Consider the following 26598-nt stretch of genomic DNA (forward strand, 5'->3'; position numbering starts at 1 on the left):
CACTCAGCAGTAACAGGAGAAACGTGAACAACCCACCCACGTCTATCGGTTCGGACCGTTCGAAAAACGAATGGGCGCTGCAGGATTTGAACCCGCGGCAACTTGGTCCGAAGCCAAGCACTCTGTCCAGACTGAGCTAAGCGCCCGCATCCGTTCGTACCGGACAGTCCCGCTTAAGTCCCGCGCTTCGGCTCGATCGATAACTACGGGCGAAAATATTCATATAGCACATGTTAGTCACCGATCGGCGACGACGGCCACCAACGGTCGGGGCGGAGGCGGGCAGTCGGTCGGGCGCTAGTTCCATGTCGGGTTGGGCTCCGATGTCGGGCTCTCCGCGTGGTCGCAGTTCAACCGGCGGAATAGTGGCACCGGGACGTTCGGGCTCCACCGCCCGAACACTCTCTCAGGATCCGACAGATGTCGAGGTGTACCGCTGACAGGCGTCGCGGTCGTCCCGCGTCCTTTATCCCTGACGGGCGGGTGACCGCGAACGATGGACGCGACCCGGACGATCGGCGGCTACCTCGAACTCGCCCGCGTCGGCAACGCGGTCGCGGCGGGTTCGCTCACCTTCGTCGGCTCGTTCGTCGCGGGAGGGCTCGATACGCTCTGGGCGGTCGCACTCGCGGTGATCGCGACCGCGGCGGCCACGGGCGCGGGCAACGCGGTCAACGACTACTTCGATCGCGACATCGATGCCGTGAACCGACCCGATCGCCCGATCCCGAGCGGTCGGGTGTCGGCCCGCGCGGCCGCCGGGTTCGCGGCGACGTTGTTTCTGGTCGCCACTGCCGCCGCGCTGTCGCTGCCGCCGCTGGCGCTGGCGATCGCGATCGTGAACCTCCTGGCGCTTTTGGCGTACACGCAGCTGTTCAAGGGACTGCCCGCGGTGGGGAACGTCGTCGTCGCGTATCTCACCGGCTCGACGTTCCTGTTCGGGGCGGCCGCAGTCGGCCCGATCGCGCCGCCGACGTGGACGCTGTTCGGGCTGGCCGCGACGGCGACGTTCGCCCGCGAGGTGGTGAAGGACGTGGAAGATATGGCGGGCGACCGCGAGGAGGGGCTTCGGACGCTTCCGATCGTCGTCGGCGAGGGTCCCGCACTCGCGCTCGCGACCGTCGCGATGGCGGCGGCAACGCTGGCGAGCGTGCTCCCGTACGTCGACGGGACGTTCGGCCCGGCGTACCTCGCCGTGGTCGTACCCGCGGACGCGACGATGCTCGGCGCGACTGTGTGGGGATTCCGTGACCCGGCGGCGGCCCAGCGGTGGATCAAGCGTGGGACCTTCTTCGCGGCGGCAGCGTTCGTCGCGGGTCGTCTCGTAACGGTGGTCGGATAGTCGTGGAACTGCATCACGTCGCCCATCTAATCATAAAGAATAATACCCGCTCACGGCAACCAACTCATAGTTGGATGACTCCCGGCGAGACGGAGCGAACGACGAGCCCGCGGGAGCGCGCCGTCTACGCCGATCGGTTTGGGGGAACACTCTATGTATGAGGTCGAGGCGTTCGGGACCGAGATCGAGCCCGGATCGAACGTGCTCCTCACCGGACCGGCCCTGAGCGGAAAGCGCGAACTCGCACTCGACGTGCTCGCGGAAGGAACCCGCAGCGGCGAGGGCGCGATCATGGTGACGACCAAGGACTCCGCCGACCGGCTCCTCAAGCAGTTCGCCAAGCGGGAGCCGTACGAGGGTCGGCCGGTCGCCGTCGTCGACACGGTCACCCGGCAGCAGGGCGTCAACGACGTGCGCGACAGCGACCGCATCAAGTACACCTCCTCGCCGGTCGACATGACCGGCATCGGAATCAAACTCTCGTCGTTCCTCGAGGCGTTCTACAAGGACCGCGGCATCCGCCAGAACCGTGTCATGGTCCACTCGCTGTCGACGCTTCTCATGTACTCCGATCTCCAGACGGTGTTCCGGTTCCTGCATGTATTCACCGGCCGGATCCAGAGCGTCGACGGGCTCGGACTGTACTGCATCGACTCGACGGCCCACGAGGACCAGACGATGAACACGCTGAAACAGCTGTTCGACGGGATCATCGAAACCAGCGAGGACGGCGAGCCGACGGTCAGGCTGGCGAACGCCTGAACTCGGTTCGACGCACGAACCCTTTTGACCCGAGACGCCGCACCTCCGAGTATGCCAGTCACCGACGACGACGGCCTGCGCGAACTGCTCTCGATGGACCCCGTCGCGGTCGTGGGGTGTTCGAGCACGCCGGGGAAAGCCGCCCACGACATCCCGGCGTACCTGCAGGACCACGGGTACGAGGTGATCCCGGTAAACCCCTATGCCGACGAGATCCTCGGCCGTGAGGCGTACGACTCGCTGGCGGACGTCGACGAGGAGATCGAACTGGTCGACGTGTTCCGTCCGAGCGAGGAGGTACCTGGTATCGTCGACGACGTGCTCGGGCGCCACGAGGACCGCGGCGACGTGAAGGGCCTGTGGCTCCAGCTCGGCATCACCGACGACGAGGCGCTCGCGCGCGCCGAGGACGCCGGGCTGGCGGCCACGGAGGACCGCTGCATGAAGGTCGAACACGGACGGCTGATCGCGTAGCGCAACCGTCGCGTCGCGTACCTGTCGTGTCTTCCGTCAGTTCCGTCTCGCGCACGACGCTGCCGCGCACCCGGTTGGTCCCTCGGTGCCCGCTCAGAACGACTGCTCCTCGTCTTGCATCCCGCTCTGGCTGCCGCGGTCGTCGTAGAACTTCCGCCCGATGAACGCGTCGTCGACGAACGTCACGACGCTGTCGTACAGTTCGTCCGGGGAGTCGAACTCGGCGGTGTCCACCCGATCGAGCACCGCCGCGACCGTCGTGTCGTCGCCGTTCGGTGCCTCGAGCGTCACGTCGCCGACGCGCTCGACGACGGTATCGCGGTCGGTCGGGAACGAGAGCTGGGTCGCGAACGCCTCACGGGCCTCGGGGAGTCGCATGGGTCCACACACGCGACAACGCGGGAAGTGTCTGGTTTCGGAATGTGTTTCGAGTGTCTACCGCCGAACGCCGCGCGACGTACCATCGTGGGTCCGCGGGGCGTGCCATCGTAGGTCTGCAGGCGGCTCGCGGCGGTCGGCGCGGGACACGCCGTTTATCCGCTCGCCGGTCGAAGCCGAGCGCATGACCGCACGCGCCCCGAACCGGAACACGCTGTGGGGTCGCGCCGTCGCCGACGAACTCGCTGCCGCCGGCGTCGGCGCCGTCTGCGTCACCCCCGGTTCGCGTTCGACGCCGCTGACCGTCGCGCTCGCCGAACATCCCGATATCCACGTGTTCTCACACCTCGACGAGCGCGCCTCCGCGTTCTTCGCGCTCGGCCGGGCGCGCCGAACCGGCGGGGTGACGCCGCTGGTGTGTACCTCCGGCACCGCCGCCGCGAACTTCCATCCGGCGGTGATGGAGGCTGGGCAGTCCAGGGTGCCCATGCTCCTGCTCACGGCCGACCGTCCGCCGGAGCTACGCGACTCGGGCGCCAACCAGACCGTCGACCAGGAGAAGCTCTACGGCGATGCCGTCCGGTGGTACAAGGACCTGCCCGAGCCCGAGGCCGACGACCGGAAGCTCAGGTCGCTGCGTACCGATCTCGCCCGAGCCGTGTCGACCGCCGAGGGCACCCCCGCTGGCCCGGTCCACCTGAACGTCCCGTTCCGCAAGCCGCTGGAGCCGGTCGAGGTCGAGGGCGACGTGCCCGACGCCCTCTCGGAACTCGCCGCCGGGGGTCGCGACGGGGATCGCCCCTTTGTCTCGACGACTGCCGGCCACCCGATGCCGGACGACGGGGACCTCCAGCAACTGGCGCGCGCGCTCGCGGTCGAACGCGGATTGATCGTCGCCGGCCCCGCGGACCCGCCCGGCCCCGACCCGCAGGCGGTGACGGCGCTGGCGCACGCGACCGGCTTCCCCGTGCTCGCGGACCCGCTCTCGGGGCTGCGGTTCGGCTCGTCCGTCCGCGTCGCCCCCGTCCTCGGCGGGTATGACGGGTTCCTCGCGGCCGGCGCCTCCGATGAATGGCCGAACCCGGAGGTCGTGCTCCGCTTCGGCGCCTCCCCGACCTCGAAGCCGCTCCGGACGTACCTCGCCGGCACCGGGGCCCGCCAGTTCGTCGTCGACCCCGCGGGCCGGTGGCGCGAGGCGGAGTTCGCCGCCACGGACCTCGTCGTCGCCGACCCCTCCCGGCTGTGCGGCGCGCTCTCGCGGCAGGTGGGGCAGGTCGGGAGCGATCCCGACTCGACGGCGTGGCGCGAGCGCTGGGAGGCCGCCGAGGCCGCCCACTGGGACGCCGTCGAGGCTGCCGCCGACGAGAAGCGCTTCTTCGAGGGGCGGGTCCTCGCCGACGTGGCCGAGTTGGCCCCCGAGCCGTCGACCGTGTTCGTCTCGAACTCCATGCCCGTCCGCGACGCCGACCGTTTCGCCGCCCCCGCGGCGAAAGGGCTCACGATGCTCGGGAACCGCGGCGCCTCCGGCATCGACGGCATCGTCTCGACGGCGCTGGGCGCCGGGTCGGCGACGACGGACGACCTGACGCTCGTGACGGGCGACCTGGCGTACTACCACGACATGAACGGCCTGCTCGCGCTGGCGCGCTGTGACGTTGACGCGACGGTCGTCCTGATCAACAACGACGGCGGCGGCATCTTCCACATGCTCCCCATCGAGGAGTTCGACCCGCCGTTCACGGGGCAGTTCAAGACGCCTCACGGCCTCGAGTTCGAGCCGACCGAGGACCTGTACGACCTCTCGTTCGCCCGCGTCGACGGCGACGGCCGTGAGCGGTTCCGCGAACTGTATGATGAGAGCACCGCGAGCGCGGGGACGACCGTGATCGAGGTGACGAGCGACGCCGAGGCGAGCCACCGCGTGCGCGAGGGGATCGCCGACGAGGTGGCCGAGCGCGTGGCGTCGCTCGAGTAGCGGCTCGCCGACCGCGACCCGGCCCGGAACGCGCCGTTCGGGGTGACGGTTTTTGTCGTCCGGGCGCCCACTACAGGTATGGTCTCCCGCGGGACGGACGAATCGACCGAACGGCGCAAGCTCCGCCCGCGCGAGAGCACCGACCGCACCGGGCGATTCCTGGAGGACATCTTCGACGCCTTCGGCGAGCTCGGACTGATCGCGGTGCCAGCGCTGGTGGGGGTCGCGCTGTCGGTCCCGCCGCGGGAGTCGACGGCCCTGCTCGCGGGATACGTCGCGCTCGTGCTCGGGTTCGCGGTGGTCCGCGGGAACCGCCTCGCTGGTCGGGACCGCGGACCCATGTTCCCGGAATGGCCCGACGGTACGGGCCGGATGCTGCTGGTTCGCGTCGGCTACTACAACCTCACGGTCGTCGCGCTCGCGAGGCTCGCCACCGCGGGTGCGGCGCCGGGATGGGGTGAGTCGCCGGCGTCGCTGGCGGCGGCCGCGACCCTCGGCCTCACGCTCGGCGTGGGGTTCCCCCTCGTCGCCGCGGCGGTCGCACGCCTCACGGGCGGCGGGCCGCGGGCCCGCCCCCGCGACTGGGACTCCCTGCGGGCCGACCGCAAGCGGCGCGACCGCTGATGTCGCCGTCGCAGCCGCTACCTACTGCCGGTCACGACCGTCGCCGGCGGACCCGTCCGGGTAGCTATTTGAGGCCGCCCGCCGGGGATCCGGTATGAGCGACACGGAGGCCGTCTCGGAGATCTTCGACCCCGACCGGTGGGAGCCGGTCGACGGCAGCGACGCGTTCGACGACATCACCTATCACCGCGCCGTCGACTCGCCGACCGTCCGGATCGCGTTCGACCGCCCGGAGAAGCGCAACGCATTCCGTCCCGGCACCGTCGACGAACTGTACGCCGCCCTCGACGACGCCCGCAAGCGAGCGGACATCGGCTGTGTCCTCCTCACCGGGAACGGCCCGTCGCCGAAGGACGGCGGCTGGGCGTTCTGCTCGGGCGGCGACCAGTCCGTCCGCGGCGAGTCGGGCTACGAGTACCGCGACGACGACGAGGCCGACGAGTCCGACGACGAGTTGGTTCGGGAGGCGAAGGCGGGCCGCCTCCACATCCTCGAGGTCCAGCGGCTCATCCGGTTCATGCCCAAGCCCGTCGTCGCGGTCGTCCCGGGCTGGGCGGTCGGCGGCGGCCACTCGCTGCACGTGATCTGCGACCTCACGCTCGCCAGCGAGGAGCACGCGAAGTTCCTCCAGACGGACCCGGACGTGGCGAGCTTCGACGGCGGCTTCGGCTCGGCGTACCTCGCCAAACAGGTCGGCCAGAAGAAGGCACGCGAGGTGTTCTTCCGCGGGAAGACGTACTCTGCGGAGGAAGCGGTCGACATGGGGATGGCGAACGAGGCGATCCCGCACGAGGAACTGGAGGAGGTCGCGCTGGAGTGGGCCGACGAGATGACGAGCAAGTCGCCGACGGCGATGCGGATGCTGAAGTACGCGTTCAACATGACCGACGACGGGATGGTCGGACAACAGGTGTTCGCCGGCGAGGCGACCCGGCTGGCGTACATGACGCCGGAGGCGCAGGAGGGCCGGGACGCGTTCCTGGAGGGGCGCGAGCAGGACTTCTCCGGGTATCCCTGGCACTACTGACCGACCTCTTTTGCCGGAGTGGCTTCCTCGCGAGCGGCTTCGCCGCTCGCTGCGGAGAGCCACCCCGGCAAAACCCGTCGATGCCAAAAAGGCCGCTCGCTCGCCCTCCGGCCTCGCTCGCGGTACGATTGCTGGCGACTCCCGCACTGCCACAACACCGCCACCGCAACCGCGACAGCACCGCCGCCGCGACCACGCCGGCTACTCCCGCGGATCCCAGCCCACGAACTCCTCGCCGTCCTCCAACTCCACGTCGAGGGCGTCGATCACGCCCGCCAGCGACGTGTAGCCGTTCGCCAGCGACGCCACGCCGACGGCCGTGGAGTCGTCGCGGGCGGCGACGAACTCCTCGTGGACCGCGTCGTCGACCTGGCGACCGAGCGCGGCGTGGGCGTACCGCAGCAGCAGCGCCTCGTCGTCGTCGAACGCGTCGAAGTCGCCGTCGGTGATTGCGGCCATCTCCTCGCGGGTGACGCCCGCGTCGCCGCCGATCCGGACGTGCTGGTGCCACGCGTATCGACACCCGTTCTCGGCCGCGGCCAGCAGGATCACGAGCTCACGCTCGCGGTCGTTCAGGCCGCTGGACTCCCACAGCGACGAGAGGAACGCGCGTGTCCCTGCCAGCACCTCGGGGTTGTTGCCGAGGGCGGCGTACACGTTCACGGGCTTGCCCTGCAGCTTCGAGACGACGAGGTCGCGGTGCTCCTCGGGGAGGTCCTCCGGGTCGACGTAGGGAACGCGTGCCATACGACGCCCCTCTCGCGGGCGACGTATAGCTCTCCCCGTCTCTGCAGTGTTCTTCCCGTCCTTGCAGTACCGTCCCCGGCCGCGAAGCCCACCCTTCTTGCCCCGCCCGCCCCTGCCTCCGGCAATGAGTACGGAGACGAGTCAGGCGGACATCTCCAGACGCCGGGCGTGGGTGATCGCCGCGCGCCCGCAGACGATGCCGGCCGCGCTGGCGCCCGTCCTCGTCGGGACGGGCCTCGCGGTCCGCGATGGGGTATTCGCGCCCCTGCCGGCGCTCGTGGCGCTGGTGGGCGCGGCGCTGATACAGATCGGGACGAACTTCGCGAACGACTACTACGACGCCGAGAAGGGCGCGGATACTGCGGATCGCGAGGGGTTCACCCGGGTGACCGCGGGCGGCCTCATCGACCCCGCCGAGGTGAAGCGCGCGATGTGGCTCACCTTCCTCGCGGCGATCCTCGTGGGGGCGTACCTCGTCGCCGTCGCGGGCCTGCCGATCATGATCGTCGGGCTCGTCTCGGTGGCGATGGGGGTCGCCTACACCGGCGGGCCGTACCCGCTGGCGTACCACGGGCTCGGCGACGTGTTCGTGTTCGTCTTCTTCGGGCTCGTCGCCGTCACGGGCACCTACTACGTGCAGGCGGCCGCCGCGCTGGGCGTCGAGTTCCTCACGCTCGTCCCGCGCGCGGAGTTGGTTCCCCTCGCCGCGCTCGTCGCGGCGCTGCCGATCGCCGCGATCTCGACGAACATCCTCGTCGTCAACAACCTCAGGGACAGGGAGGAGGACGCCGCGACCGAGAAGAACACCCTCACGGTCCGGTTCGGCTACGGCTTCTCGCGGGCGCAGTTCGTGCTCCTGCTCGGCATGGCGTACGCGATCCCGCCGGTGTTCGCCGCCTCGACGGGCGATCTCACGGTGTTGCTGCCGATGGCGACGCTCCCAGTCGCCGTCCCCCTCACGAGGACCGTCCTGACGGAGACCGCGGGCGACGCGCTCAACCCTGCGTTGGAACGCACCGGGAAACTGCTCGCCGCGTTCGCGGCGCTGTTCGCCGTCGGGCTGGCGCTGTGAGCGTCGTCGCGCTCCGCGAGTTCGCGCTCGATCTCGCGGCGCCGCTGTCGACGGCCGCCGGCGACATCGAGACCAGAGCGGGCCTGCTCGTCCGGGTCGATCTCGGCGACACGACCGGCGTCGGCGAGGCGGCGCCGCTGCCGGGATGGACCGAGTCCGTGGCCGCGTGTCGCGCGGCGCTCGAACGTGCCCGCGACGAGGGCACCCCGCCGGGGCCGGAGACGCCCGCGGCGCGTCACGCGGTCACGCTGGCGTACCGCGACGCGTTCGCGCGACGAGCCGGCTGCTCCGTCGCCGCGTCGCTGGCCCGGGACACGCCGGCGGCATCGGTCCCCGCGAACGCGACCGTCGGCGACGCGTCCCCGGTCGACACCGTTGCGGCCGCGAAGACGGCGGTCGATGCCGGGTACCGAACGGTGAAACTGAAGGTCGGTGCGCGCGACCTCAACGAGGACATCGAGCGGATCCGCGCGGTCGCCGGGGCGGTCGACGATCGGGTACCGGGCGACGACGCCGTCGCGCTCCGAGCCGACGCCAACGGCGCCTGGGACCGCGAACCCGCGCGCGAGGCCCTCGCCGCGTTCGACGGACTCGTCGAGTACGTCGAACAGCCGCTTCCCGCAGACGACCTCACGGGCCACGCCGCCCTTCGCGGCGTCGGCGCCCCGATCGCGCTCGACGAGTCGCTGGCGCGGTACGGGATCCGCGAGGTGATCGCGGCGGGCGCCGCCGACACGGTCGTGCTCAAGCCGATGGCGCTTGCCGGGCCGTCGCGGGCGCTCGCGGCGGGTCGCGCGGCCGCCCACGTCGGGATCGATCCGGTCGTCACGACGACCATCGACGCGGCGGTCGCGCGGACGGCGGCGGTTCACGTCGCGGCGGCGCTTCCCGGCGGCAGTGAGCGCGCCCACGGACTCGCGACTGGCGACCTGCTGGCGGCCGACCTCGTCGACGAGGATCCGGTTCCCGTCGAGAACGGCCGGATCGCGGTGCCGGCCGGGCCGGGACTCGCCGGCGACGCGTTCGACGGACTCGCGTGACGGGATGTCCGCGGCCAACCGTCGTCGCGTTACCCGTCGACGACCTCGACGGCGCCGATCATCCCGAGGTTCTCGTGGGGGGTGCAGTAGTACTTCGCGACGCCCGGCTCCGCGAACTCGTGGGAGAACGTCGCGCCCTCGGCCGCGTAGTAGGAACTCTCGAACCCGCCGGCGTCGTCAACGACGTTGTGCCGGCTCCCCATCCCGCTCCACTCCCAGGTGACGGTCGTCCCCGACGAGACGCGGACGGCCGCCGGTTCGTAGGCGAACCCGTCGCCCGCGCCGACCGCGATCATCACTTCGTCGGCGTCCGTGCGGTCCGCGACCTCGCCGTCGTAGCCGTTCGCGTTGGCGAGCCAGCCGTCGTACTGGGCAGTCCCGTCGCCGCTTCCGCTCCCGCCGCCGTCGCCGCTGGCGGCACAGCCCGCGAGGGCCGCAGTCGCTCCGGCTCCGACCGCCGTGAGGAGTCGTCTGCGCGTCGCCGCGGGACGATCGCGGTCGCGTCCGGCTGTCGTCGGATCGCTCATGCGCGCCCGTCGGTCCCGCACCGCAATGGCTCCACCGACTCGCGATCGCTTCGCGTCACCGGATCGGCCCGCGACTCACGGACGGATCCCCGCCACGCGGATCGCCCGGCGCCGTCCACCTTCGTGAACGACCGGGAAAGACTTTAGCCGGGACCGACCTTCCGGTCGGATGGCATGACAAACCTCGTCACGAACGTCGGTTCGACCGCGGAGGAACACCCGGACGAGACGGCGGTGTGGTACGACGGGACCGACATCAGCTATCGGGATCTGTGGGGCCAGATCGGCGCGTTCGCGTCGGGGCTCGACGATGCCGGCGTCGACGTCGGCGGGCGCGTCGGCATCTACCTGCCGAACCTCCCGCAGTTCGTGATCGGCTTCCACGGGACGTTGCGAGCCGGGGGCGTCGTCGTCCCGATGAACCCCCAGTACAAGGCTCGCGAGATCGAGCACATGCTCGCCGACTCCGGCGCCGAGGTGGTCGTCACCCTGCCGGATCTGGCGGAACACGTCGCGGAGGTACGCGACGAGACCGACGTTCACACCGTCGTCACGATCGGCCAGGCCGTCGAGGGGACCGTCTCCTTCGAGGAGTTCTGTGGCGACCCGGCGTTCGAGACCGTCGATCGCGCCGCCGACGACATCGCCTGCCAGCCGTACACCTCGGGGACGACCGGGACGCCGAAGGGCGTCCTGCTGACGCACGACAACCTCGCGTCGAACGCGGAGATGTCCGTCTCGCTGGTCCCCGACGGCATCGGGACCGACGACAGGCAACTGGGCGTCCTCCCGCTGTTCCACATCTACGGGATGACGGTCGTGATGAACGCGACGCTGTTCGACGGCGGGGCGTACTACCCGCTGCCCGCGTGGGACGCCCAGCAGGCGTTCGACCTCATCGAGTCGCAGGAGCTGACGCTGATGCACGGCGTTCCCGCGATGTACAACGACGCGATCAACCAGCCCGACGCCGCCGAACGAGACCTGTCCTCGCTCCGGCTGTGTGGCGTCGGCGGCTCCGGCATCCCCGTCGAGGTGCTTCGGCGCTTCGAGGAGCTGTTCGACGCGACGATCTACGAAGGGTACGGCCTCACCGAGACCAGCCCGGTCACGCACTTCAACACGCCCGAGACGGGCCGTCGCGTCGGCTCGATCGGGAAGACGCTCCCCGGCGTCTCGTCGATGATCGTCGACGACGAGTTCGCGGAGATCGCCCCCGTCGACGAGGGACCGGTCGACGAGGACGAGGTCGAACTGGACGACGTGACCGGTGAGGTCGTCGTCAGCGGGCCGAACGTGATGAAGGGGTACCACAACCGCCCCGAGGCGAACGAGGAGGTGTTCACCGAGTCGGGCGGCAAGCGGTGGTTCCACACCGGCGACATCGGCTACCACGACGCGGACGGCTACTTCTACATCGTCGACCGCGAGAAACACATGATCAACACCGCCGGGTACAACGTCTACCCGCGGGAGGTCGAGGAGTTGCTCTTCGAGCACGAGGCCGTCGCCGACGCGGCCGTCGTCGGTATTCCCGACGAGCGCCGCGGCGAGACGGTGAAGGCGTTCATCGTTCCCACGCCCGACTCGGACGTGACGCCCGACGAGATCAGGCAGTTCTGTCTCGACAACCTCGCGGAGTACAAACACCCGCGGGAGGTGGAGTTCGTCGAGGAACTCCCGCGGACGACGACCGGGAAGGTCCAGAAGTTCGAGCTTCGCGGGGAGTAGGTTCGCGAGCGAGCGCGTCCCCCTCCCTGAGGCGGGGAAACGACCAAACCCCAGGGCTCCGTCGCCCCGGTATGGCAGACGTCACTGAGTTCTCCGACGGGACGGTCCGACTCGAACGCGACGACGGCGTCGCACGTATCGTCCTGAACGACCCCGACCGACGAAACGCGCTGTCGGTCGCGATGACCGACGGCATCGAGGCGGCGATCGACGAGCTGGAGGGTGGCGACGCCCGCTGTGTCGTCGTCGAGGGTGAGGGGCCCGCGTTCTGTGCCGGCGGCGACATCGACTCCATGCTGGAGCGGCAGGAGTCCGACGAGCCGGTGGACCACGCGGTTCGTCACATCGTTCAGGAGATCGGGCGGTGCGTGAAGCGGGTGTACGAGTGCGAGTTCCCGACGGTCGCCAAGGTGGACGGCGCCGCGTTCGGCGCCGGCGCGAACCTCGCGATCGCCTGCGACGTGACCGCGCTCCACGAGGAGGCCCAGATCGGCTTCGGCTTCCGCGAAGTCGGCCTCGCCGTCGACTCCGGCACCTCCTATCTCCTCCCGCGGCTCGTCGGCGAGAACGTCGCGAAGGAACTCGTCTACACCGGCGAACTGCTGAGCGCCGAGCGAGCCGAGGAACTCGGCGTCGTGAACCACGCCGTCGACGACGACGAGTTCGAGGCCCGCGTCTCGATGCTGATCGATCGGATCGCGTCGGGGCCGACGGTCGCGCTGCGGACCTCCAAACGCCTGCTGCGCTCGGAGTTCACGACCTTGGGCGAGGCGATCGAACACGAGGCGGGCGCGCAGGCGGCCGTCTTCGACACGCACGACCACGACGAGGGCGTCGCCGCGTTCACCGAGAAGCGCCAGCCGGAGTTCGAGGGGCGGTGACGCGGGCACTCGCGTGTCGGTCGCCTGCGCCCGGTCTCGACGCCTCCCGCGCTCCGCCGGGCGGGACTCCTCATTGCGGATTCCACGGGCGCTGATCCGCCGATCGGCCCTTTTGTCGCCGGGCGCCGTCGACGACGGTGATGGAACCGCTTCAGCTGTTCCCGTGGAGCGAACCCGACCGCCTCGTGCGGATCGGCCAGCAGATCGCCGAGTTCGTCGTGGTCGTCACCCTGCTCTACTTGCTCGGTCGGTTCGTCGTCGTGCCGGCGGTGAACTGGGCGCTGGAGGCCCGCGGCGTCGAGCCGACACTGGCGTCGGCCATGCGGAAGGCCAGTCGGACGGGGGTCGTCGTCGTGGCGGTGGTGTTGGCCGGGGGGTTCGCCGGCTTCTCTAGGCTGCTCGGCGGGTCCGCGCTGCTCGCCGCCGCGGCGACGATCGCGCTGGGGTTCGCCGCCCAGGGCATTTTCGTCAACTTCATCGCGGGGGTGTTCATCGTCCGCGACCCCTACTTCAACATCGGCGACTGGATCGAGTGGGAGGACCAGGTGGGCGTCATCGACGACATCAGCTTTCGAGTGACGCGGATACGCACGTTCGCCAACGAGGTGGTGACGGTTCCGAACAGCCAACTGGCGACGAACGCGGTCACGAACCGGATGGGTAACGAGACGCTTCGGATCTCCTGCGAGTTCGGCGTCGAGTACGGCGCCGACCTCCGGGAGGTGAGCGCGATCCTGCTGTCCGTGGCCGAGGAACACCCCCACGTCCTCGATGACCCGTCCCCGTCGGTCCGGATCGCCGACCTGTTGGGGGATTCGATCGACGTGCAGGCGCGGTTCTGGATCGAGGACCCGAGCCGGGGGGACTACCTGAGCGTGCGCTCCGAATTCCTCCAGCGGGCCACCGAGCGGCTCGCGACCGCCGACATCGGGGTGGGAACCACGACCGACCTCTCGGGCGAGTTCGACGTGCGGACCGGCGAGGGGAGTCGGCGGGACCGCGACGGAACCTGAGCGGCGCGGTATCGACAGCGGGACCGACCGCGTCGCGACCCGGGGCGGGCGGGAGAGGACGAGCGAACGGCCGGACACCAGAGCGAAACGTAGAAGGGAGAACCCGAGAACACTGGTTGCATGGCCGAGTACACCGTAGAGTTCGTCGGCACCGGCGAGACGATCGAGGTGTCCGACAAGCAGACCATCCTGAACGCCTGCATCGAGGAGGGCATCGCACAGGAGTACTCCTGTCGCGTCGGGATGTGTCTGGCGTGCACCGCCGAGATCGTCGAGGGCGAGGTGGCCCAGCAGGCGGCCGTCGCCCGCGCGCTCACCGAGGAGGAGGCAGAAGATTACGCGCTCACCTGCATGGCCCGTGCGCAGTCCGACCTGAAGCTCGACCGCGGCAAGTACCCGCCGAGCATCGAGGACGACGCGGCCGCCAGCGGCGACGCCGGCGTCGCGGCTGACGACGATTAATTCACGGTAATCGCGTCGAAAGTGTTTCCTCGCGAAGCCGCAAACAGCGTGACGTGACCCACTCACGCGGGGCGTGGTTGGCCCCTGCCGCGCTGGCGGGGGCGGTCCTCGTTCTCGCGGGAGTCCATCTCGTTCTCGACGACGACCGACTCGCGGTCGAACTCGCCGAGGCATCGATCCTGGTGGTGTTCGCCGCCGCGCTGGCGTTCGTCGCGGTCCGGGTTCGACGTGAGGACCGGGGGCGCGACCGAACGGTTCGCATCGTCACGACGAGTCTAGTGGCCGGCGTCGTCGTGGGGCTGCTGTCGACGCTGTACCTCTTCGCGCGGCTTGCGAGCGACGAGCCGGTCACTGAGGGGTGGTTCGCCGTCTCGATCGGGTGGAGTCTGGGAGCGAGCGTCGGCGCCCTCGTCGGCTACTACGTCGAGCGCGTTCGACGCGAGCGCGCCGAGCAGTCACGCCTAACCGGCCGTCTCACCGTGCTCAACCGAGTGCTCCGGCACAACATCCGCAACGAGGTGGGCGTCATCAGCGGGCTCGCCGAGAACGCGATCCAGTCGACTGACGACCCCGAACTCGTGCGGGAGTTGGAACTGCTCTGTACCCACGTCGACCGGATCCACGGACTCTCGGAGAAGGCACAGCTGCTTGCGAACCTCTGGAACGACGTGTCGACGGTCGAGACTGACCTCTCCGCGCTGACCCGCACGGAGGTCGAGCGGTTCAGAGACGCCAACCCACGCGCCGAAGTCCGGCTGTCGTCGCCGGACGGCGCCGCCGTGGCGGTCACTCACCGCCACGTCGAGGCGGCCATCCGCGAGGCGCTCGACAACGTCGCACAGCATAACGAGACGCGGACGCTCTCGGTCGACGTCACCGTCGCCCGCGAGGGAGAGTGGACGACCGTGGACGTGGTCGACGACGGGTCGAGTATCCCCGACGAGGAACTGGCGGCGCTGTCGGCCTCACGGGAGCTTCCACTCCAGCACGCCACCGGGCTCGGTCTGTGGGTCATCCACTGGGTCGTCGAACTGTCGGAGGGGCGCCTCGACATCGAGAACCTCGACCCGTGCGGCGTCCGCGTGTCCATGCGCTTCCGGTCGGCGGAGTCGGCCTCGAGTTCGTCTTGACGAGCGCCGTCTCAGCGGTTCGCCTCCATCCACTCGACGGCGAAGTCGACGAGCGGCCGCATCCGGCAGACCGTGGCCTCGGCGTCGCCGACGGTCCCTCGCCACACCTCGTCCCCGCGGGCGGCCTCGAAGGCGGCCTCGATCGCCCGGAAGTCGTCGCGGGACTCCGGCTCGGCGAACTCGATCCACTCGCGCTCGCCGCCGACGAGCACCGGTCCGCCGTTGGGTTCGGGCTCCCCGCCGTAGTCGGCGCGGTACTCCGCGAGGTGCAGCGAGGTGTTCGCGTCGACGCCGATCCGGACGATCAGCGCGTCGCGCTCGTACAGCCGCGCGAGCGGCGAGTCCTCGCCCATCGACGAGTCGTACGCGTGATCCGCCGTCACCGCCTCGGCGTCGGCACCCCACGCCGCGAACGAGGTGGTCGGATGGCGGCTCCGCTTCGCACCGGGGTAGTCGCGCAGACACTCCGGGATCGCACCCACGCCACGCGTCGGCGTCACCGCGGGACGGTACGGTGCGGCCTCCGCTTTGATCTCCTCGACCCACTCGTCGGGAACGGGCGGGTTCTCCCAGCTCGCGGGGTCGGACAACTGCGTCGAGTGGGTCGGCACCGCGAGCGTCCCCCGCGCGGTCACCGCCCCCAGCAGCGCGTCGACGGCGGTCGGCGCGCCGCCGGCGACCCAGCCGATCGCCGACAGCGACGAGTGGACGAGCGCGGTTTCGCCCGACGTCACGCCCAGCTCACGCAGGTCCGCCCGCAGCCCGTCGGTCGTCAGCGGCGCGTCGGTACGCTCGACGACCTCGCGTTCGCTCATGGCACGACGGCACCGCCGAGGGTGAAAACAGCTCCGGGGGCGTGCTACTCGACCGCACAGTTGTTCGGCCCCAACTCGGCCTCGAACGCCTCCTCGTCGTCCATCGACTCGGTGCCGAGGTTCGCCGCGACGATGCGCTCGAAGTTCGCCGGACGCGGGGGAAGCTCCCCGGCGACGCGGTCGACGAACGCCGCTCGGTCGAGCGCACACACGTCGAGGTCCGCGATCCGCGCCAGCGGCGCGGCGTAGTCGCTCGCGCGGGCGTCCGCCGGGTCCGCGAAGTGTCCCGGCGCGACGAGCGTGTCGACGGGCAGCGCGAGCAGTCGGTCGTGGAGCGTGTCGTACGCCGTCGACGCGAGGTCGCGGGCGCCCTCGTCGCCCGCCTCCAGGTCCGGCCGACCGACGCTCCGCAGGAACAGGGCGTCGCCCGTGAGGAGCATGTCCGCGTGCTCTCGGTTCGGTCGGCGGAGCCGGAGACACGTCAGCTCGGTCGTGTGTCCCGGCGCATGGATCGCCTCGATCTCGACGTCGCCGACGCGGAGCACGTCCCCGTCGGACAGCAGGGTCGCGTCGAACGCCAGCCCGCGCTCGGTCGCGCCGGCGGGGAGGGCGACGGCCGCGTCGCCGTCGGTCGCCTCGCTGACCGCGCGGACGCCGCTGACGTGGTCGGCGTGGACGTGCGTGTCGACTGCGTACCGCAGCGAGGCGTCGTGTTCCTCCGCGTCGGCGACGTACCGGTCGGCGAACGCGCGAAGCGGATCGACGACGGCGGCCTCGCGCCCGTCGGGGCCGTCGGCGACGACGAGGTGCGCCAGACAGCCCGAGGAGGGCCGTTGGTACTGGATCACGGTCACGTCGTCGTCGCGGACGAGCGGCTCCGCGAGGTACGTCTCCGCCCACGCGTCCATGCCGCCCGCGAGGTTCACCGCGTCGACCCCGGCGTCGGCGAGGTCGCACGAGACCTCGGCGCTCGCCTCCCCGCGCCCGCAGACGACGACGATCGGTTCGGGCAGGTCCTCCGGGAGCGGGTCTGTCGGCTCCCCGCGCGCCCCGGCCGCGACGAAGTTCACGTGCGGGACCTGGCGGGCGGTCACGGCGCGGCCGTCGACGTGCCACGCCTCGAACTCCGGTCGGTCGCGCACGTCGAGCACCGACACCGGGTCGCCGGCGCGAAGCCGCCGCGCGAGCGCTTCCGGTGCGATCTCGCCGCCCGCCGGCGGCCCGAGCGCGGTGGTACGGCCGGATCCGTCGCCGTCGCCGTCGCTGGTCGAGGTGTCGTCGCCGGTCGGGTCGCCGGCGCCGGTCTTGTTGTCGTCACCCGCCCCGCGATCGTGATCGCGCATCGAGCCGGCTCACTCCCGCGGTTCGAACGCGTGTCTGACGACCTCGCTGTCGTCGTCCCACTCGAACTCGTCGTGGACGCGGTTCAGTCGCTCCCTGTACGCCTCCAGGTCCTCGGAACCCTCCGCGCGGGCGTCCTCGTCGGTGAGGTCGCCGAGCGTGCGGTGCTCGATCCCGGTCACCTCGAACGTCGCCCCGTCGATCTCGAAGGTGTCGCCCTCCTCGGCGTAGGCGTGCCCGCGGTGGAGCTGTGTCACCGCGCCCTCCGCGGCCAGCTGCTGGACGTGACCGTTCGGCAGGATCTCCGAGGCGTCGATCTGTGCCATACCGGATCGGTCGTGTCGCGCGGGGGAAACGTTAACGCCGCGCTCGGCGACCGATCGATCATGGATGGCGAGGCCTTTCGCGATCGCGTCGAGTCGGCGAAGGCGACCGAACTGGAGCGACTCGGTTCGAACAAGCTGCTCATCGCGCTCACCGACGCGACGCTGGAACCCGAGGCGGTGCTGCGGGCCGCAGCCGACTCCGAGCACGCCGCCCACACGACGTTCGCAGGGTGGACGGCTGACGAGAAGGTGGCCGACGACGGGGCGACCGACGCGGACGGCGAGAGCGACGAGGCCGCCGCGAAGCTGTTCGAGTGGCTCGCCGAGCGCGAGCGCGACCACCGCGAGCGCGTGCTCGACTCGCTGGCGGATCTGGGCGTCGATCACGACCCCGCCGACGGCGGCACCATGCACGAGTACCTCCGTGCCCGCGAGGGGCCGGTCGAGCGCGTCGCCGCCGGCACCGTCGGCCGCGGACTCGTCAGCGACCGGACGCACCTCCAGATCGTCTCGTTCTTCGTCAACGAGGGCGACGAGGCGCGCGCGGACCTGTTTCGCGACTTCCGGACGGAAACCGAGGAGGAACTGGATCGCGGGCTGGCGCTGCTGGAGGACGCCTGCGAGACCGACGAGGACTGGGAGCGCGCCCGGATGGTCGCCGAGTACGTGGTGCAGATCGCCTACGACGACTACGCCGACGCGCTGGCGGGGATGGATATCGACGTGAAGCCGGTGTGTTGACGGACGCGAGGGACCGCGTCACGGTCGACGAGTCGTCGCGTCCCGAACGCCGAGGCGAGCCGCGATACTCGTCCGGCTGGAACTGTGCGACGACTTATTGTCAGTGATCCCGACACTCACGACTGCACATGTCAACCACTGCAAAGGTGATCGAGCTGGTGGGCAACTCGAACGAATCGTGGGAGGACGCCGCGCAAACCGCCCTGAACGACGCGGACGAGACGCTGGAGGACATCAGCGGGATCAAGATCGTCTCGCAGACGGCAACCGTCGAAAACGGGCAGATAGACCAGTACAAGACCGTTCTCCACGTCTCCTTCCAGCTCAAACGGTGACGGGGCCGCGGCACTGACCGCCCGTCTTCGAGCGCTGGTGAGGTGACGAGCCACTCGGAGGCAGGTCCGTACGGGCCGGTCGGTCGGAGACGGGTCCCTCCGCGCCGCTCGGTCGACGGGCGCGACGCACCGAGCGTGAGTCGCGGATCGTCGATCCCCGGGCACCCGCGCGCACCATCGCCCGACAGGTCGGCCGCCAGCGTCGCTTCGTGTCGGCGACCCGCCGTTTCGAATCTCGAAACCGCGTCGTCACCGGGGTACACACCCGTGCAAAACCGCCCGACTACGGCAGGATCGTCGAGCCGAGCGATTGAAGGGAGCCGGCGACCGCGTATTCGATGATGCGACACGACCACCTCCTCTCGGCGGGCCAGCTCACCCGGGGGGACATCGAGGCCGTCCTGGACCGCGCGGCCGACCTCGCCGACGACCCGGGAGCCGTCGGCGAGCGCCACGCCGACCGCCTGCTCGCGCTGTGCTTCTTCGAGCCGAGCACCCGCACGAAGATGTCGTTCGACACCGCGATGAAGCGCATCGGCGGCGACACCGTCGACATGGGCTCCGTGGAGTCGTCGTCGGTGAAGAAGGGGGAGTCGTTGGCCGACACCGTCCGCGTCATCGAGGGGTACGCCGACGGGATCGTTCTCAGGCACCCGAGCGAGGGCGCAGCGAAACTCGCCTCCCAGTTCGTCGACGTGCCCGTGATCAACGCCGGCGACGGCGCGGGGCAGCACCCGAGCCAGACCCTGCTCGATCTGTACACGATGCGCGAGCGGGCGGGGCTCGACGACCTCACCGTCGGGATCATGGGCGACCTGAAGTACGGTCGGACGGTCCACTCGCTGGCGTCGGCGCTCACCAACTTCGACGCGCGGATGCACTTCGTCAGTCCCGAGTCGCTGCGGCTCCCGCGGGGCGTCCGGTTCGACCTCCACGACGCGGGCGCCCGGCTCAGGGAGCACACCGACCTCGACGAGGTGCTCGAGGAGTTGGACGTGCTGTACGTCACCCGGATCCAGCGCGAGCGCTTCCCCGACGAGAACGAGTACCAGCAGGTCGCCGGCGAGTACCAGATCGACGCCGGGACGCTGGAGCGCGCCCGCGACGACCTCACCGTGATGCACCCCCTCCCGCGGGTCGACGAGATCGCCCCCGACGTGGACGCGACCGACCACGCCGCCTACTTCGCGCAGGCGCACAACGGCGTTCCCGTGCGGATGGCGCTGTTGGACGAGCTGCTCGGCGGGGACTCGACCGAATCGGACGACGCCCGCGCCGCGTCCGACGGAGGTGACGCCCGATGAGCGACGCTCCCGACCGGGAACTCCGGATCTCGAAGATCCGCGACGGCACCGTCATCGACCACATCACTGGCGGGCAGGCGATGAACGTCCTCGCGATCCTCGGCATCGACGGCGACGAGGGGATCGGGGTGTCGATCGGGATGAACGTCCCCTCCGACAAGCTCGGCACGAAGGACGTGGTGAAGGTGGAGGGCCGCGAGCTGAGCCAGGGCGAGGTCGACGTGCTCTCGCTGCTCGCGCCGGAGGCGACGGTCAACATCGTCCGCGAGTTCGAGGTCATCGAGAAGAAGCGCGTCGAGCGCCCCGAGCGCGTCGTCGGGCTGCTCACCTGCCCGAATCACAACTGCATCACGAACGCCGACGAGCCCGTGGAGTCGGCCTTCGGCGTCGTCGCCGACGGTGTCCGCTGTGAGTTCTGCGGCGAGATCGTCCGCGAGGACATCGGCGACCACCTCGCCGTTCACTGAATCTGTCGCCCCCGAGTACCTGCATCGGTCCGATGACTCCGGCGGTTCCCGTTCGCCTGTCGTCGACTCCGTTCGAGCAGATCCGGACGAAAAAGCCGAACCTGCACCAACGTGCTGTCAACTGGCAAGAGATATTTTACTGACACACTTCGACGGGTCCGACGGAGAGAGACGATGTTCTACCACGAGAACAAACTCCAGTACACGGTCGAGGTCGAGGAACCGAACCCGGCGTTCGCGAAGATGCTCCAACAGGCCATCGGCGGCATCGAGGGCGAGATGCGCGTCGCGCTGCAGTACTTCTTCCAGGCGGCGGCGGTCCCGGACGAGCACGCCGAGTACCGCGAGGCGCTCCGGGACACCGCGGCCGAGGAGCTGAGCCACATCGAACTGCTCGCGACGGCCGTCAACAAGAACCTCGAGGGAGCCGATATCTCGGTGGCCGACGGGTTCTCCTCGGTCGCCGCCCAGCAGCCGCGGCACTTCCTCTCGTCGGGGATGCACGCCCTGCCGAACGACGCCGACGGCGTCCCGTTCGACGGCAGTTGGATCGTCGCGACCGGCAACCTCGCCTCGGACATGTACGCCAACATCATGGCCGAGTCCGCCGGTCGGCTGCTGGCGAGTCGGCTCTACGAGATGACCGACGACTCCGGGATGAAGGACATGCTCGCGTTCCTCATCGCGCGGGACACGATGCACCAGAACCAGTGGATCTCCATCCTCAAGGACCTGGGCGACCCCGAGGAGCTGCTCGACGTCCACCCGATCCCGGACAGCTTCCCCGACGAGGTCGAGAACCAGGAGTTCAACTACGCGTATCTCTCGACGAACGTGGAGCCGCAGGACGACCCCGGCCACCCGTGGACCTCGGGCGAGTCCCCGGACATGGAGGGGGAGTTCGAGTTCATCGATCAGCACGACCTCGAGGGCGCGCCCGTCGAAGTCTCGGAGGCTGACCCGAGGACGTACAACGACCCCGCCCCGCAGGACGAGGACTGAGGGGCGCCGTGAACGGACGTGTGTCGGGCGTTCGTGATCCTCCGTCCACGTCGCGTTGCTGGCTGCCGAGAACACCACGCCGAACTCGACTCGCTCGCGGGGCTGGTTCCGATCCTCGACGGCGCGTAGTCGCCGAATCGGAAATCCCTATCCCGTTCGGGGCGCCAGTGTGGGGCATGAACGTACTCGACACGCTCCGCCGTCCGGAGTACACCGGCGAGAACCGCTGCGGGCCGTGCACCGCCGTCAACGCGGCCGTCGTCGTCGCCGCGGCCGCGGTCGCCGCGGTTCGGCGCCGGTCGCTCGGGGTCGCCGTGCTCGGGGTCGGCGCGGCGCTCATCTATCTACGTGGCTACCTCGTCCCCGGTACGCCCGCGTTCGCCCCGGACCTCGTCCGGTCACTGGGGCTCGAGGAGCGCTTTCGCCACGTCGCCGCCGACGGCGAGGACCCCGAGCGGCGTCGCGAGTCCGACGACCTCGTCGCCGACACGGACCCGCAGGAACTGCTGGGCGCGATGTTCCGCCACGGTGTGATCGAGGAGGGCGCCGGCGACGACGACGCGCTGTACCTGACGGAGACGTTCGATACCGCCTGGCGCGAGGAGCTGGAGACGCTCCGGGAGGCGACCCCCGAGGACCTCGTCGAGGCGACCGCCGAGGTCGTCCCGTTCGAGGCGGACGGCGAGCGCGAGTACGGCGGCGTCTCCGTCGAGGGCGAGGAGGGCATCGTCTGGCTCCGGCCGACGAACGCCACCGGCGACGTGGCCGCCGTGCGCGCGATGACGCGGCTGGACGTGCCGGAGTCGCTGCGCGCGCCGGCCACGACGCCGCTTCGCCTGTTCACGCCCGAGTGTCCCGCCTGCGGCGGCGACCTCGATGAGCGTACCGTCGCCGACGGCTGCTGCGGCGGAACCATGGGGATCGACGACACGCCGACGCGGGACGTGCTCGCGTGCGTCGACTGCGAGGCGGAAGTGCACGCGTTCGCCGACACGGGCGACGCCGGGGATGCGGGCGACACGTCCGACGCGTGAGGAGCGATTTAATGGCCGATCGCGGAGTCGATCCCGTGGTCGATCCGGGGACGGACGCGCTTCAGGGCGGAAACGATTAGTGCCCGCCCCCTGAACGGAAGCGTATGTCCGGAAAGTCCAAAATCGTCGTGCTGTTCGGTGTCGTCGTGCTCATGTACGTCCTCTTCAGCTCCAACAGCGAGCCGGTCGAGGTCGAAGTCGAGACCGAGGACTGAGGGTCGCCTCCGACAGCCGATCACACAGCAGCTCGATCCACCCCTTCTTTCGAAACACGTACCCTCGCGAGCGGCCAAGCACCCGTATGACCGAGTACGGCGTCGTCACCCGCAACGCGGAGGAGACGGAGTGGCCGGACTTCGACCTGGCCTTCTACGAGGTGAAGGACGTGACCGGCCGCTCGGCCGAACCGATCGAGACGGCCGTGAACATGGTCTCGTGTTTCGGCGACAACGCCGCCGCCGAGGCGACCCCGGACCTCGTCCCCGTCGACGCCGAGGGCCGGCCGGCGACCCGCGACCGGACGTACTTCGACTGGGCGTATATCTGTCCGACACACGAGGAGTACCGTCGCGGCCTGCTGGAGATCATCGAGGACTGCGTGGCCGTCAACGGCGACGTCCGACTGGACGATGTCGGCTTCCCGCGCGAGGGATACTGCCGCTGCGACCGATGTGAGCGACTGTTCGCCGAGAGCGACCACGACGAGTGGGCCGACTGGCGCGCCGAGGTGATCACCGAGTTCGTCGCCGAGGCGACCGATCGGATCCCCGGGAAGGCGTATCTCACGCTGTACCCCGACCCCTATCCGGGCCATCTGTACGACCGCGCCGGCCTCGATCTGGACGCGCTGGCCGAACACGTCGACGAGTTCGTCGTCCCGCTGTACGACACCAACTACGGGACGACGTACTGGCTGGAGACGATCGCGAAGGGCTTCGAGAGCCGGCTCGCGGACCTCGACGTGACGTTCTCGGTGGAACTGTACGCCGTGAACGTCGACATCGACGACCTGAACCACGCCGCGGAGGTCGCCGCCGCCTACGGCGAGGACGTGTTCTTCGGCTACGACGCGAGTCAGGCCGTGGCGGCGCTTCGTCGGATGAAAGCGGACGCGCGAGAGGGACGGAGCTACGGCGGGGACGACACCGACCGCGACCGCGGAGGCGACGGCATCTGAGCCGGGAAGGGCCGCCAAGACGGGAAACCGCGACGAGTCCGCGTAACGGGTCGTGTCTACGACAACGGGCCGTACGCGAGCGCCCAGATGACGACGATCGTCAGTAGGAAGACGATCCCGGCGACACCGGCGAGGAGGAACAACAGCCCGCCGGTCTCCTTCTTTTGGCCCTGATCAGCCATACACGAGACACGGGTCGCGACCACAAAGGTTACTCGGCGCGGACGGATCGGTGGCGCGTTTCCCTCGTCGTCGCTCGTCCGGTCGCCCGTCTCGTGGCCCGATCGGTGGCCCGAATCAGTATTCGCGTCGCGAGTGACTCTTTTCACCGGGCCTCCCGTACCCCGTCTATGACTCTCTACGACAGACTCTACGAGCTGTATACGGAGTTCGACACGGAGACCCTCCGCGCGTATCGGGAGTTCGTCGACTTATTCCCGCCGCTGGACTCTCGCGTCGCGCTCGACAGCTGGGACGACGCGAACGCCGACCTCGAAGAGCGCCGGGAGCGAATCGAGCGCGCTTTCGGCGGCGACGAGGGTGACGCGCTCGCGGAGGTGGCGGCGATGGCCGACCGCGAGTCCGCGTTCACCGCGCTCGACCTCCACGGGAAGTACGGCCGTGCGCCGAACGCGCTCGTGCTCGACGTGGACGAGACGCTGCGCTCGGCCGGCGACACGGACAACGAGATCCCCCGCGAGACGCTCCACCTGCTCACCGAGTTCGCCGAGCGCGGCGTCCCGCTGGTGATCTGCACCGGCCAGACCCTGGAGAACGTGAAGGGCTTCCTGATCCAGGGGCTCGGCAACGAGCTGGTCCACTCGGGGGACGTGTCGGTCGTCTACGAGGCAGGCGCGGGCGTGTTCACGCCCGGCAGCGGCGCCGACACCAAGCGGCTCCTCTACGACGACCTGGACGACGACGTTCGGGGCGTCGTCGACCGCGTCCGCGACGGCGTGCTCCATGAGGCGCCCGAGCGCGTCCGCCGGGGCTGTCACCTCCAGGGCAACGAGTTCAACGTCACGCTCAAGCCCAACTACGAGACCGGCAGCGACGACGCCGAGGCCGTCATCGACGAGGCGATGGTCCACCTGCTCGATCTCGTCGGCGGCGCCGCGGGCGAGCGACTCGACCTCGCCGACGGCCCCGCCGCCGCGCGGGCGTACTACGCCGCGGCCGACCCCGAGATCGCGGGCGCGATCGAGCGGGCCGGCGCGAGCGCCGACGCGGACGTCCCCGACGCCGCCGCGACGCTGTTCGATCGACTCGAGGTCGCGCTGTACCGCGCCGACGCCGCCGAGCTCGCCGCCGCGGAACTGCACAAGGCCGCCGGCGTCGAGGCGTCGCTGGACGTGCTCGGCGTCGACGACCCGTTCGTCTGCATGATGGGCGACTCGAAGTCGGACCTCCGCGTCATGGAGTGGGCCGAGGAGACCGGGTCGGGCGTCTCGGCGGCGCCCGAGCACTCCTCACAGAACGTGTTGGACCACGTCCGAGCGACCGACGACCTCGTGTTCGCCCCGGGCGCTGCCGCCGACGTGCTCCGGACGATGTACGCGTGGTGCGCGCTGGCGGAGCTGAACGGAACGAACTGACGCGATACGGGCGGTTCCGTATTCGGACGGATCGCTCGCGGTTGATCCCGGATCTCGGGGTTTCACGCCTCGTGGCGACGAAGCGCCGCCAGCCCGACCGCCAACAGGAGCGCCAACCCGATCGGGTGGACCAACGCGCCGGTCGTCTCGGTCGTGTCGTCGGGATCGGCCGTCGCGGTGCCGCCGTCGCTCGGGACGCTTGTGGCCGGCGGCGGTGTCGTCGTCGGCCCCGTTGTCGGCCCGGCCGTCGTCGTCACCGTCTCGGAGCCGCCGGCGTCCGCGGTCGCCGTGGCGGTCCCGTCGGACGAAGGTTCGGTTCTGGTCGCGGTGGCCGTCCCGTTCGACGTGGGGGTCTCGGTCGCCGTCCCCGCCGTGCTCGTCGCCGTGGCGGTCGTCGTGGCCGTCGACGATCCGCCGGGAGCGGATCCCCCGCCGGGTTCCGTCGTCGTGTCGGTCGCCGTCGCCGTCGCCGTTGCCGTCCCGGAATCGCCCCCGACGGTCACCGTCGCGGCGTCGCTGATCCCGTAGTACTCGCGCGCGGTGCCGTCGAACGCGAGGTCGCCACGGACGCCCGAGACGACGGTGTACTCCCCGTCGGCGAACTGGCCGGCGTCGATGGTCGTGCGGTAGGTCGTGTCGTTCACCCGGGACGCCTCGTTGACGACCCGCGTCGAGTCGTCGCCGACAGCGACAGTCACCGACTCGAACGCGGGCGGGTCGTCGCGAGGCTCGACCGTCACGTCGACTGTGAGCGTGCCGTCGGAATCGACGGAGGCGGCCACGTCCTGCGTGACATCGTAGCCCTGGATGACGAACGGCTCGGCCGCGTACACCTCCCGGTCATCGCCGGACTCGTTGGTGACGACGACGGCGTAGGTGCCGACTGAGTAATCCAGTTCGGCTTCGAACGATTCGCTCCCACGGGCGGAGTAGATCTTGCGTACGTCTCCCTCGCCGTCGACGATCCGCGCGACGTAGTACTCGCCCGAGGGCGCCTCGACATCGAACGTGAGCGTGCCGCCGGGCGCTTCCCGACCGATCTCGGTCACTTCGACGGTCTCGCCGTCGACTTCGTACGTCGTGTCGGGGATGTCGACGGCGCCGTCGATCTCGAGCGCGTACCCGGTCTGGGCGGCAGCGAACGTGGCCGCCGCTCCCGTGGCGACGACTGCGATGGCCACGATCAGCGCCAGCACTCGCCGGCGGTCGACCGCGGCGACGATACCGCGGCTGCTCATGGTCGAGCTCGACTGCGGCGGCTGACGAGGGACGTTCG

29 protein-coding genes and 1 tRNA gene are annotated in these 26598 nt (G+C 70.0%); 21 read left to right on the forward strand and 9 right to left on the reverse strand.

Annotated features, from left to right (window positions below; all coding sequences use genetic code 11):
• Positions 1–71 precede the first annotated feature (71 nt).
• Positions 72–146 (reverse strand) — tRNA-Arg (locus tag ABJD39_RS11860).
• Between the two features lie 350 nt (positions 147–496).
• On the opposite strand from ABJD39_RS11860, the gene ABJD39_RS11865 reads away from it, so the two are divergent.
• From ABJD39_RS11865 to ABJD39_RS11875, 3 genes are all read left to right on the forward strand, one after another.
• A complete protein-coding gene (locus ABJD39_RS11865; protein WP_348608845.1) occupies positions 497–1342 on the forward strand; it encodes a geranylgeranylglycerol-phosphate geranylgeranyltransferase in 846 nt (281 codons plus the stop codon).
• Positions 1343–1495: 153 nt separating this feature from the next.
• On the forward strand, positions 1496–2104 hold the full coding sequence (locus ABJD39_RS11870; protein ID WP_348608847.1) for an RAD55 family ATPase: 609 nt from the start codon (positions 1496–1498) through the stop codon (positions 2102–2104).
• A gap of 51 nt (positions 2105–2155) precedes the next feature.
• Positions 2156–2578, forward strand: a complete 423-nt coding sequence (locus tag ABJD39_RS11875; RefSeq protein WP_348608850.1) for a CoA-binding protein — start codon at positions 2156–2158, stop codon at positions 2576–2578.
• A gap of 93 nt (positions 2579–2671) precedes the next feature.
• On the opposite strand, the gene ABJD39_RS11880 is transcribed toward ABJD39_RS11875, so the two are convergent.
• Positions 2672–2956 carry a DUF5789 family protein gene (locus tag ABJD39_RS11880; protein ID WP_348608853.1) on the reverse strand — a complete coding sequence of 95 codons (285 nt, stop codon included), beginning with the start codon at positions 2954–2956 and terminating at the stop codon, positions 2672–2674.
• Positions 2957–3140: 184 nt separating this feature from the next.
• On the opposite strand from ABJD39_RS11880, the gene menD reads away from it, so the two are divergent.
• The 3 genes from menD to ABJD39_RS11895 all read left to right on the forward strand — a co-directional run bounded on the left by menD (position 3141) and on the right by ABJD39_RS11895 (position 6582).
• Entirely contained in the window at positions 3141–4931 is a 1791-nt protein-coding gene (gene menD, locus ABJD39_RS11885) for a 2-succinyl-5-enolpyruvyl-6-hydroxy-3-cyclohexene-1-carboxylic-acid synthase (RefSeq protein WP_348608856.1), read from the forward strand.
• A 78-nt stretch (positions 4932–5009) separates the two neighbouring features.
• A complete protein-coding gene (locus ABJD39_RS11890) occupies positions 5010–5555 on the forward strand; it encodes a hypothetical protein (RefSeq protein ID WP_348608859.1) in 546 nt (181 codons plus the stop codon).
• A gap of 94 nt (positions 5556–5649) precedes the next feature.
• Positions 5650–6582 (forward strand): 1,4-dihydroxy-2-naphthoyl-CoA synthase, encoded by a 933-nt coding sequence (locus ABJD39_RS11895; RefSeq protein WP_348608861.1) that lies wholly within the window; start codon positions 5650–5652, stop codon positions 6580–6582.
• A gap of 201 nt (positions 6583–6783) precedes the next feature.
• Here ABJD39_RS11895 and ABJD39_RS11900 read toward each other — a convergent pair whose 3' ends face one another.
• Positions 6784–7329, reverse strand: a complete 546-nt coding sequence (locus tag ABJD39_RS11900; protein ID WP_348608864.1) for a carboxymuconolactone decarboxylase family protein — start codon at positions 7327–7329, stop codon at positions 6784–6786.
• Between the two features lie 124 nt (positions 7330–7453).
• Here ABJD39_RS11900 and ABJD39_RS11905 point away from each other — a divergent pair, with 124 nt between their 5' ends.
• On the forward strand, positions 7454–8401 hold the full coding sequence (locus ABJD39_RS11905; protein ID WP_348608867.1) for a 1,4-dihydroxy-2-naphthoate polyprenyltransferase: 948 nt from the start codon (positions 7454–7456) through the stop codon (positions 8399–8401).
• Positions 8398–9441 (forward strand): mandelate racemase/muconate lactonizing enzyme family protein, encoded by a 1044-nt coding sequence (locus ABJD39_RS11910; protein ID WP_348608870.1) that lies wholly within the window; start codon positions 8398–8400, stop codon positions 9439–9441. The genes ABJD39_RS11905 and ABJD39_RS11910 overlap by 4 nt, the downstream gene beginning before the upstream one ends.
• A 29-nt stretch (positions 9442–9470) precedes the next feature.
• On the opposite strand, the gene ABJD39_RS11915 is transcribed toward ABJD39_RS11910, so the two are convergent.
• Entirely contained in the window at positions 9471–9968 is a 498-nt protein-coding gene (locus ABJD39_RS11915) for a halocyanin domain-containing protein (RefSeq protein WP_348608872.1), read from the reverse strand.
• Between the two features lie 174 nt (positions 9969–10142).
• Here ABJD39_RS11915 and ABJD39_RS11920 point away from each other — a divergent pair, with 174 nt between their 5' ends.
• The 5 genes from ABJD39_RS11920 to ABJD39_RS11940 all read left to right on the forward strand — a co-directional run bounded on the left by ABJD39_RS11920 (position 10143) and on the right by ABJD39_RS11940 (position 15185).
• The gene (locus ABJD39_RS11920) at positions 10143–11699 is read left to right on the forward strand and encodes a long-chain-fatty-acid--CoA ligase (protein WP_348608875.1); all 1557 of its coding nucleotides are present in this window, start codon (positions 10143–10145) and stop codon (positions 11697–11699) included.
• 71 nt (positions 11700–11770) lie between these two features.
• A complete protein-coding gene (locus tag ABJD39_RS11925; RefSeq protein ID WP_348608878.1) occupies positions 11771–12580 on the forward strand; it encodes an enoyl-CoA hydratase/isomerase family protein in 810 nt (269 codons plus the stop codon).
• Positions 12581–12720: 140 nt separating this feature from the next.
• On the forward strand, positions 12721–13593 hold the full coding sequence (locus ABJD39_RS11930; protein ID WP_348608881.1) for a mechanosensitive ion channel family protein: 873 nt from the start codon (positions 12721–12723) through the stop codon (positions 13591–13593).
• A gap of 120 nt (positions 13594–13713) precedes the next feature.
• Positions 13714–14055, forward strand: coding sequence for a 2Fe-2S iron-sulfur cluster-binding protein (locus ABJD39_RS11935; protein ID WP_348608884.1), 342 nt, complete (start codon positions 13714–13716; stop codon positions 14053–14055).
• Between the two features lie 53 nt (positions 14056–14108).
• On the forward strand, positions 14109–15185 hold the full coding sequence (locus tag ABJD39_RS11940; protein ID WP_348608887.1) for a sensor histidine kinase: 1077 nt from the start codon (positions 14109–14111) through the stop codon (positions 15183–15185).
• An 11-nt stretch (positions 15186–15196) separates the two neighbouring features.
• On the opposite strand, the gene ABJD39_RS11945 is transcribed toward ABJD39_RS11940, so the two are convergent.
• Genes ABJD39_RS11945 through ABJD39_RS11955 form a run of 3 tightly spaced genes read right to left on the reverse strand, consistent with a single transcriptional unit; the run spans position 15197 to position 17667 of the window.
• Positions 15197–16000 carry an aminoglycoside N(3)-acetyltransferase gene (locus ABJD39_RS11945; protein ID WP_348608890.1) on the reverse strand — a complete coding sequence of 268 codons (804 nt, stop codon included), beginning with the start codon at positions 15998–16000 and terminating at the stop codon, positions 15197–15199.
• A gap of 44 nt (positions 16001–16044) precedes the next feature.
• A complete protein-coding gene (locus ABJD39_RS11950; protein ID WP_348608893.1) occupies positions 16045–17343 on the reverse strand; it encodes an MBL fold metallo-hydrolase in 1299 nt (432 codons plus the stop codon).
• A gap of 9 nt (positions 17344–17352) precedes the next feature.
• Positions 17353–17667, reverse strand: coding sequence for an ASCH domain-containing protein (locus tag ABJD39_RS11955; RefSeq protein WP_348608895.1), 315 nt, complete (start codon positions 17665–17667; stop codon positions 17353–17355).
• A 60-nt stretch (positions 17668–17727) separates the two neighbouring features.
• Here ABJD39_RS11955 and ABJD39_RS11960 point away from each other — a divergent pair, with 60 nt between their 5' ends.
• From ABJD39_RS11960 to ABJD39_RS11990, 7 genes are all read left to right on the forward strand, one after another.
• On the forward strand, positions 17728–18408 hold the full coding sequence (locus tag ABJD39_RS11960; RefSeq protein WP_348608898.1) for a rubrerythrin family protein: 681 nt from the start codon (positions 17728–17730) through the stop codon (positions 18406–18408).
• Positions 18409–18536: 128 nt separating this feature from the next.
• Positions 18537–18743: a dodecin family protein gene (locus tag ABJD39_RS11965; RefSeq protein WP_348608900.1), complete on the forward strand. Its 207-nt coding sequence runs from the start codon at positions 18537–18539 to the stop codon at positions 18741–18743.
• A gap of 341 nt (positions 18744–19084) precedes the next feature.
• Complete coding sequence (pyrB, locus tag ABJD39_RS11970; RefSeq protein WP_348613639.1) at positions 19085–20047, forward strand: aspartate carbamoyltransferase; 963 nt, start codon at positions 19085–19087, stop codon at positions 20045–20047.
• The gene (gene pyrI, locus ABJD39_RS11975) at positions 20044–20514 is read left to right on the forward strand and encodes an aspartate carbamoyltransferase regulatory subunit (protein WP_348608903.1); all 471 of its coding nucleotides are present in this window, start codon (positions 20044–20046) and stop codon (positions 20512–20514) included. The genes pyrB and pyrI overlap by 4 nt, the downstream gene beginning before the upstream one ends.
• Before the next feature lie 174 nt (positions 20515–20688).
• Entirely contained in the window at positions 20689–21516 is an 828-nt protein-coding gene (locus ABJD39_RS11980) for a manganese catalase family protein (protein WP_348608905.1), read from the forward strand.
• Between the two features lie 176 nt (positions 21517–21692).
• A complete protein-coding gene (locus ABJD39_RS11985; RefSeq protein ID WP_348608908.1) occupies positions 21693–22550 on the forward strand; it encodes a hypothetical protein in 858 nt (285 codons plus the stop codon).
• A gap of 301 nt (positions 22551–22851) precedes the next feature.
• Positions 22852–23727 (forward strand): hypothetical protein, encoded by an 876-nt coding sequence (locus tag ABJD39_RS11990; RefSeq protein ID WP_348608910.1) that lies wholly within the window; start codon positions 22852–22854, stop codon positions 23725–23727.
• Positions 23728–23783: 56 nt separating this feature from the next.
• On the opposite strand, the gene ABJD39_RS11995 is transcribed toward ABJD39_RS11990, so the two are convergent.
• Entirely contained in the window at positions 23784–23909 is a 126-nt protein-coding gene (locus ABJD39_RS11995) for a hypothetical protein (RefSeq protein WP_348608913.1), read from the reverse strand.
• Positions 23910–24077: 168 nt separating this feature from the next.
• Here ABJD39_RS11995 and ABJD39_RS12000 point away from each other — a divergent pair, with 168 nt between their 5' ends.
• Positions 24078–25322 carry an HAD family hydrolase gene (locus ABJD39_RS12000; RefSeq protein WP_348608915.1) on the forward strand — a complete coding sequence of 415 codons (1245 nt, stop codon included), beginning with the start codon at positions 24078–24080 and terminating at the stop codon, positions 25320–25322.
• Positions 25323–25384: 62 nt separating this feature from the next.
• Here ABJD39_RS12000 and ABJD39_RS12005 read toward each other — a convergent pair whose 3' ends face one another.
• Positions 25385–26560 carry a hypothetical protein gene (locus tag ABJD39_RS12005; RefSeq protein ID WP_348608918.1) on the reverse strand — a complete coding sequence of 392 codons (1176 nt, stop codon included), beginning with the start codon at positions 26558–26560 and terminating at the stop codon, positions 25385–25387.
• Between the last annotated feature and the right edge of the window lie 38 nt (positions 26561–26598).

It is taken from the genome of Halobaculum rarum (genome assembly GCF_040025155.1).
Lineage (GTDB): Archaea > Halobacteriota > Halobacteria > Halobacteriales > Haloferacaceae > Halobaculum > Halobaculum rarum.

Coding starts and splice junctions, on each gene's coding strand:
- ABJD39_RS11925 (WP_348608878.1), top strand. CDS start 11,771: ATGGCAGACGTCACTGAGTTCTCCGACGGGACGGTCCGACTCGAACGC.
- ABJD39_RS11990 (WP_348608910.1), top strand. CDS start 22,852: ATGACCGAGTACGGCGTCGTCACCCGCAACGCGGAGGAGACGGAGTGG.
- ABJD39_RS11875 (WP_348608850.1), top strand. CDS start 2,156: ATGCCAGTCACCGACGACGACGGCCTGCGCGAACTGCTCTCGATGGAC.
- ABJD39_RS11945 (WP_348608890.1), bottom strand. CDS start 16,000: ATGAGCGAACGCGAGGTCGTCGAGCGTACCGACGCGCCGCTGACGACC.
- ABJD39_RS12005 (WP_348608918.1), bottom strand. CDS start 26,560: ATGAGCAGCCGCGGTATCGTCGCCGCGGTCGACCGCCGGCGAGTGCTG.
- ABJD39_RS12000 (WP_348608915.1), top strand. CDS start 24,078: ATGACTCTCTACGACAGACTCTACGAGCTGTATACGGAGTTCGACACG.
- ABJD39_RS11865 (WP_348608845.1), top strand. CDS start 497: ATGGACGCGACCCGGACGATCGGCGGCTACCTCGAACTCGCCCGCGTC.
- ABJD39_RS11960 (WP_348608898.1), top strand. CDS start 17,728: ATGGATGGCGAGGCCTTTCGCGATCGCGTCGAGTCGGCGAAGGCGACC.
- ABJD39_RS11980 (WP_348608905.1), top strand. CDS start 20,689: ATGTTCTACCACGAGAACAAACTCCAGTACACGGTCGAGGTCGAGGAA.
- ABJD39_RS11995 (WP_348608913.1), bottom strand. CDS start 23,909: ATGGCTGATCAGGGCCAAAAGAAGGAGACCGGCGGGCTGTTGTTCCTC.
- ABJD39_RS11955 (WP_348608895.1), bottom strand. CDS start 17,667: ATGGCACAGATCGACGCCTCGGAGATCCTGCCGAACGGTCACGTCCAG.
- ABJD39_RS11930 (WP_348608881.1), top strand. CDS start 12,721: ATGGAACCGCTTCAGCTGTTCCCGTGGAGCGAACCCGACCGCCTCGTG.
- ABJD39_RS11920 (WP_348608875.1), top strand. CDS start 10,143: ATGACAAACCTCGTCACGAACGTCGGTTCGACCGCGGAGGAACACCCG.
- ABJD39_RS11900 (WP_348608864.1), bottom strand. CDS start 7,329: ATGGCACGCGTTCCCTACGTCGACCCGGAGGACCTCCCCGAGGAGCAC.
- ABJD39_RS11965 (WP_348608900.1), top strand. CDS start 18,537: ATGTCAACCACTGCAAAGGTGATCGAGCTGGTGGGCAACTCGAACGAA.
- ABJD39_RS11950 (WP_348608893.1), bottom strand. CDS start 17,343: ATGCGCGATCACGATCGCGGGGCGGGTGACGACAACAAGACCGGCGCC.
- ABJD39_RS11935 (WP_348608884.1), top strand. CDS start 13,714: ATGGCCGAGTACACCGTAGAGTTCGTCGGCACCGGCGAGACGATCGAG.
- ABJD39_RS11880 (WP_348608853.1), bottom strand. CDS start 2,956: ATGCGACTCCCCGAGGCCCGTGAGGCGTTCGCGACCCAGCTCTCGTTC.
- ABJD39_RS11905 (WP_348608867.1), top strand. CDS start 7,454: ATGAGTACGGAGACGAGTCAGGCGGACATCTCCAGACGCCGGGCGTGG.
- ABJD39_RS11985 (WP_348608908.1), top strand. CDS start 21,693: ATGAACGTACTCGACACGCTCCGCCGTCCGGAGTACACCGGCGAGAAC.
- menD (WP_348608856.1), top strand. CDS start 3,141: ATGACCGCACGCGCCCCGAACCGGAACACGCTGTGGGGTCGCGCCGTC.
- ABJD39_RS11895 (WP_348608861.1), top strand. CDS start 5,650: ATGAGCGACACGGAGGCCGTCTCGGAGATCTTCGACCCCGACCGGTGG.
- pyrB (WP_348613639.1), top strand. CDS start 19,085: ATGCGACACGACCACCTCCTCTCGGCGGGCCAGCTCACCCGGGGGGAC.
- ABJD39_RS11870 (WP_348608847.1), top strand. CDS start 1,496: ATGTATGAGGTCGAGGCGTTCGGGACCGAGATCGAGCCCGGATCGAAC.
- pyrI (WP_348608903.1), top strand. CDS start 20,044: ATGAGCGACGCTCCCGACCGGGAACTCCGGATCTCGAAGATCCGCGAC.
- ABJD39_RS11915 (WP_348608872.1), bottom strand. CDS start 9,968: ATGAGCGATCCGACGACAGCCGGACGCGACCGCGATCGTCCCGCGGCG.
- ABJD39_RS11890 (WP_348608859.1), top strand. CDS start 5,010: ATGGTCTCCCGCGGGACGGACGAATCGACCGAACGGCGCAAGCTCCGC.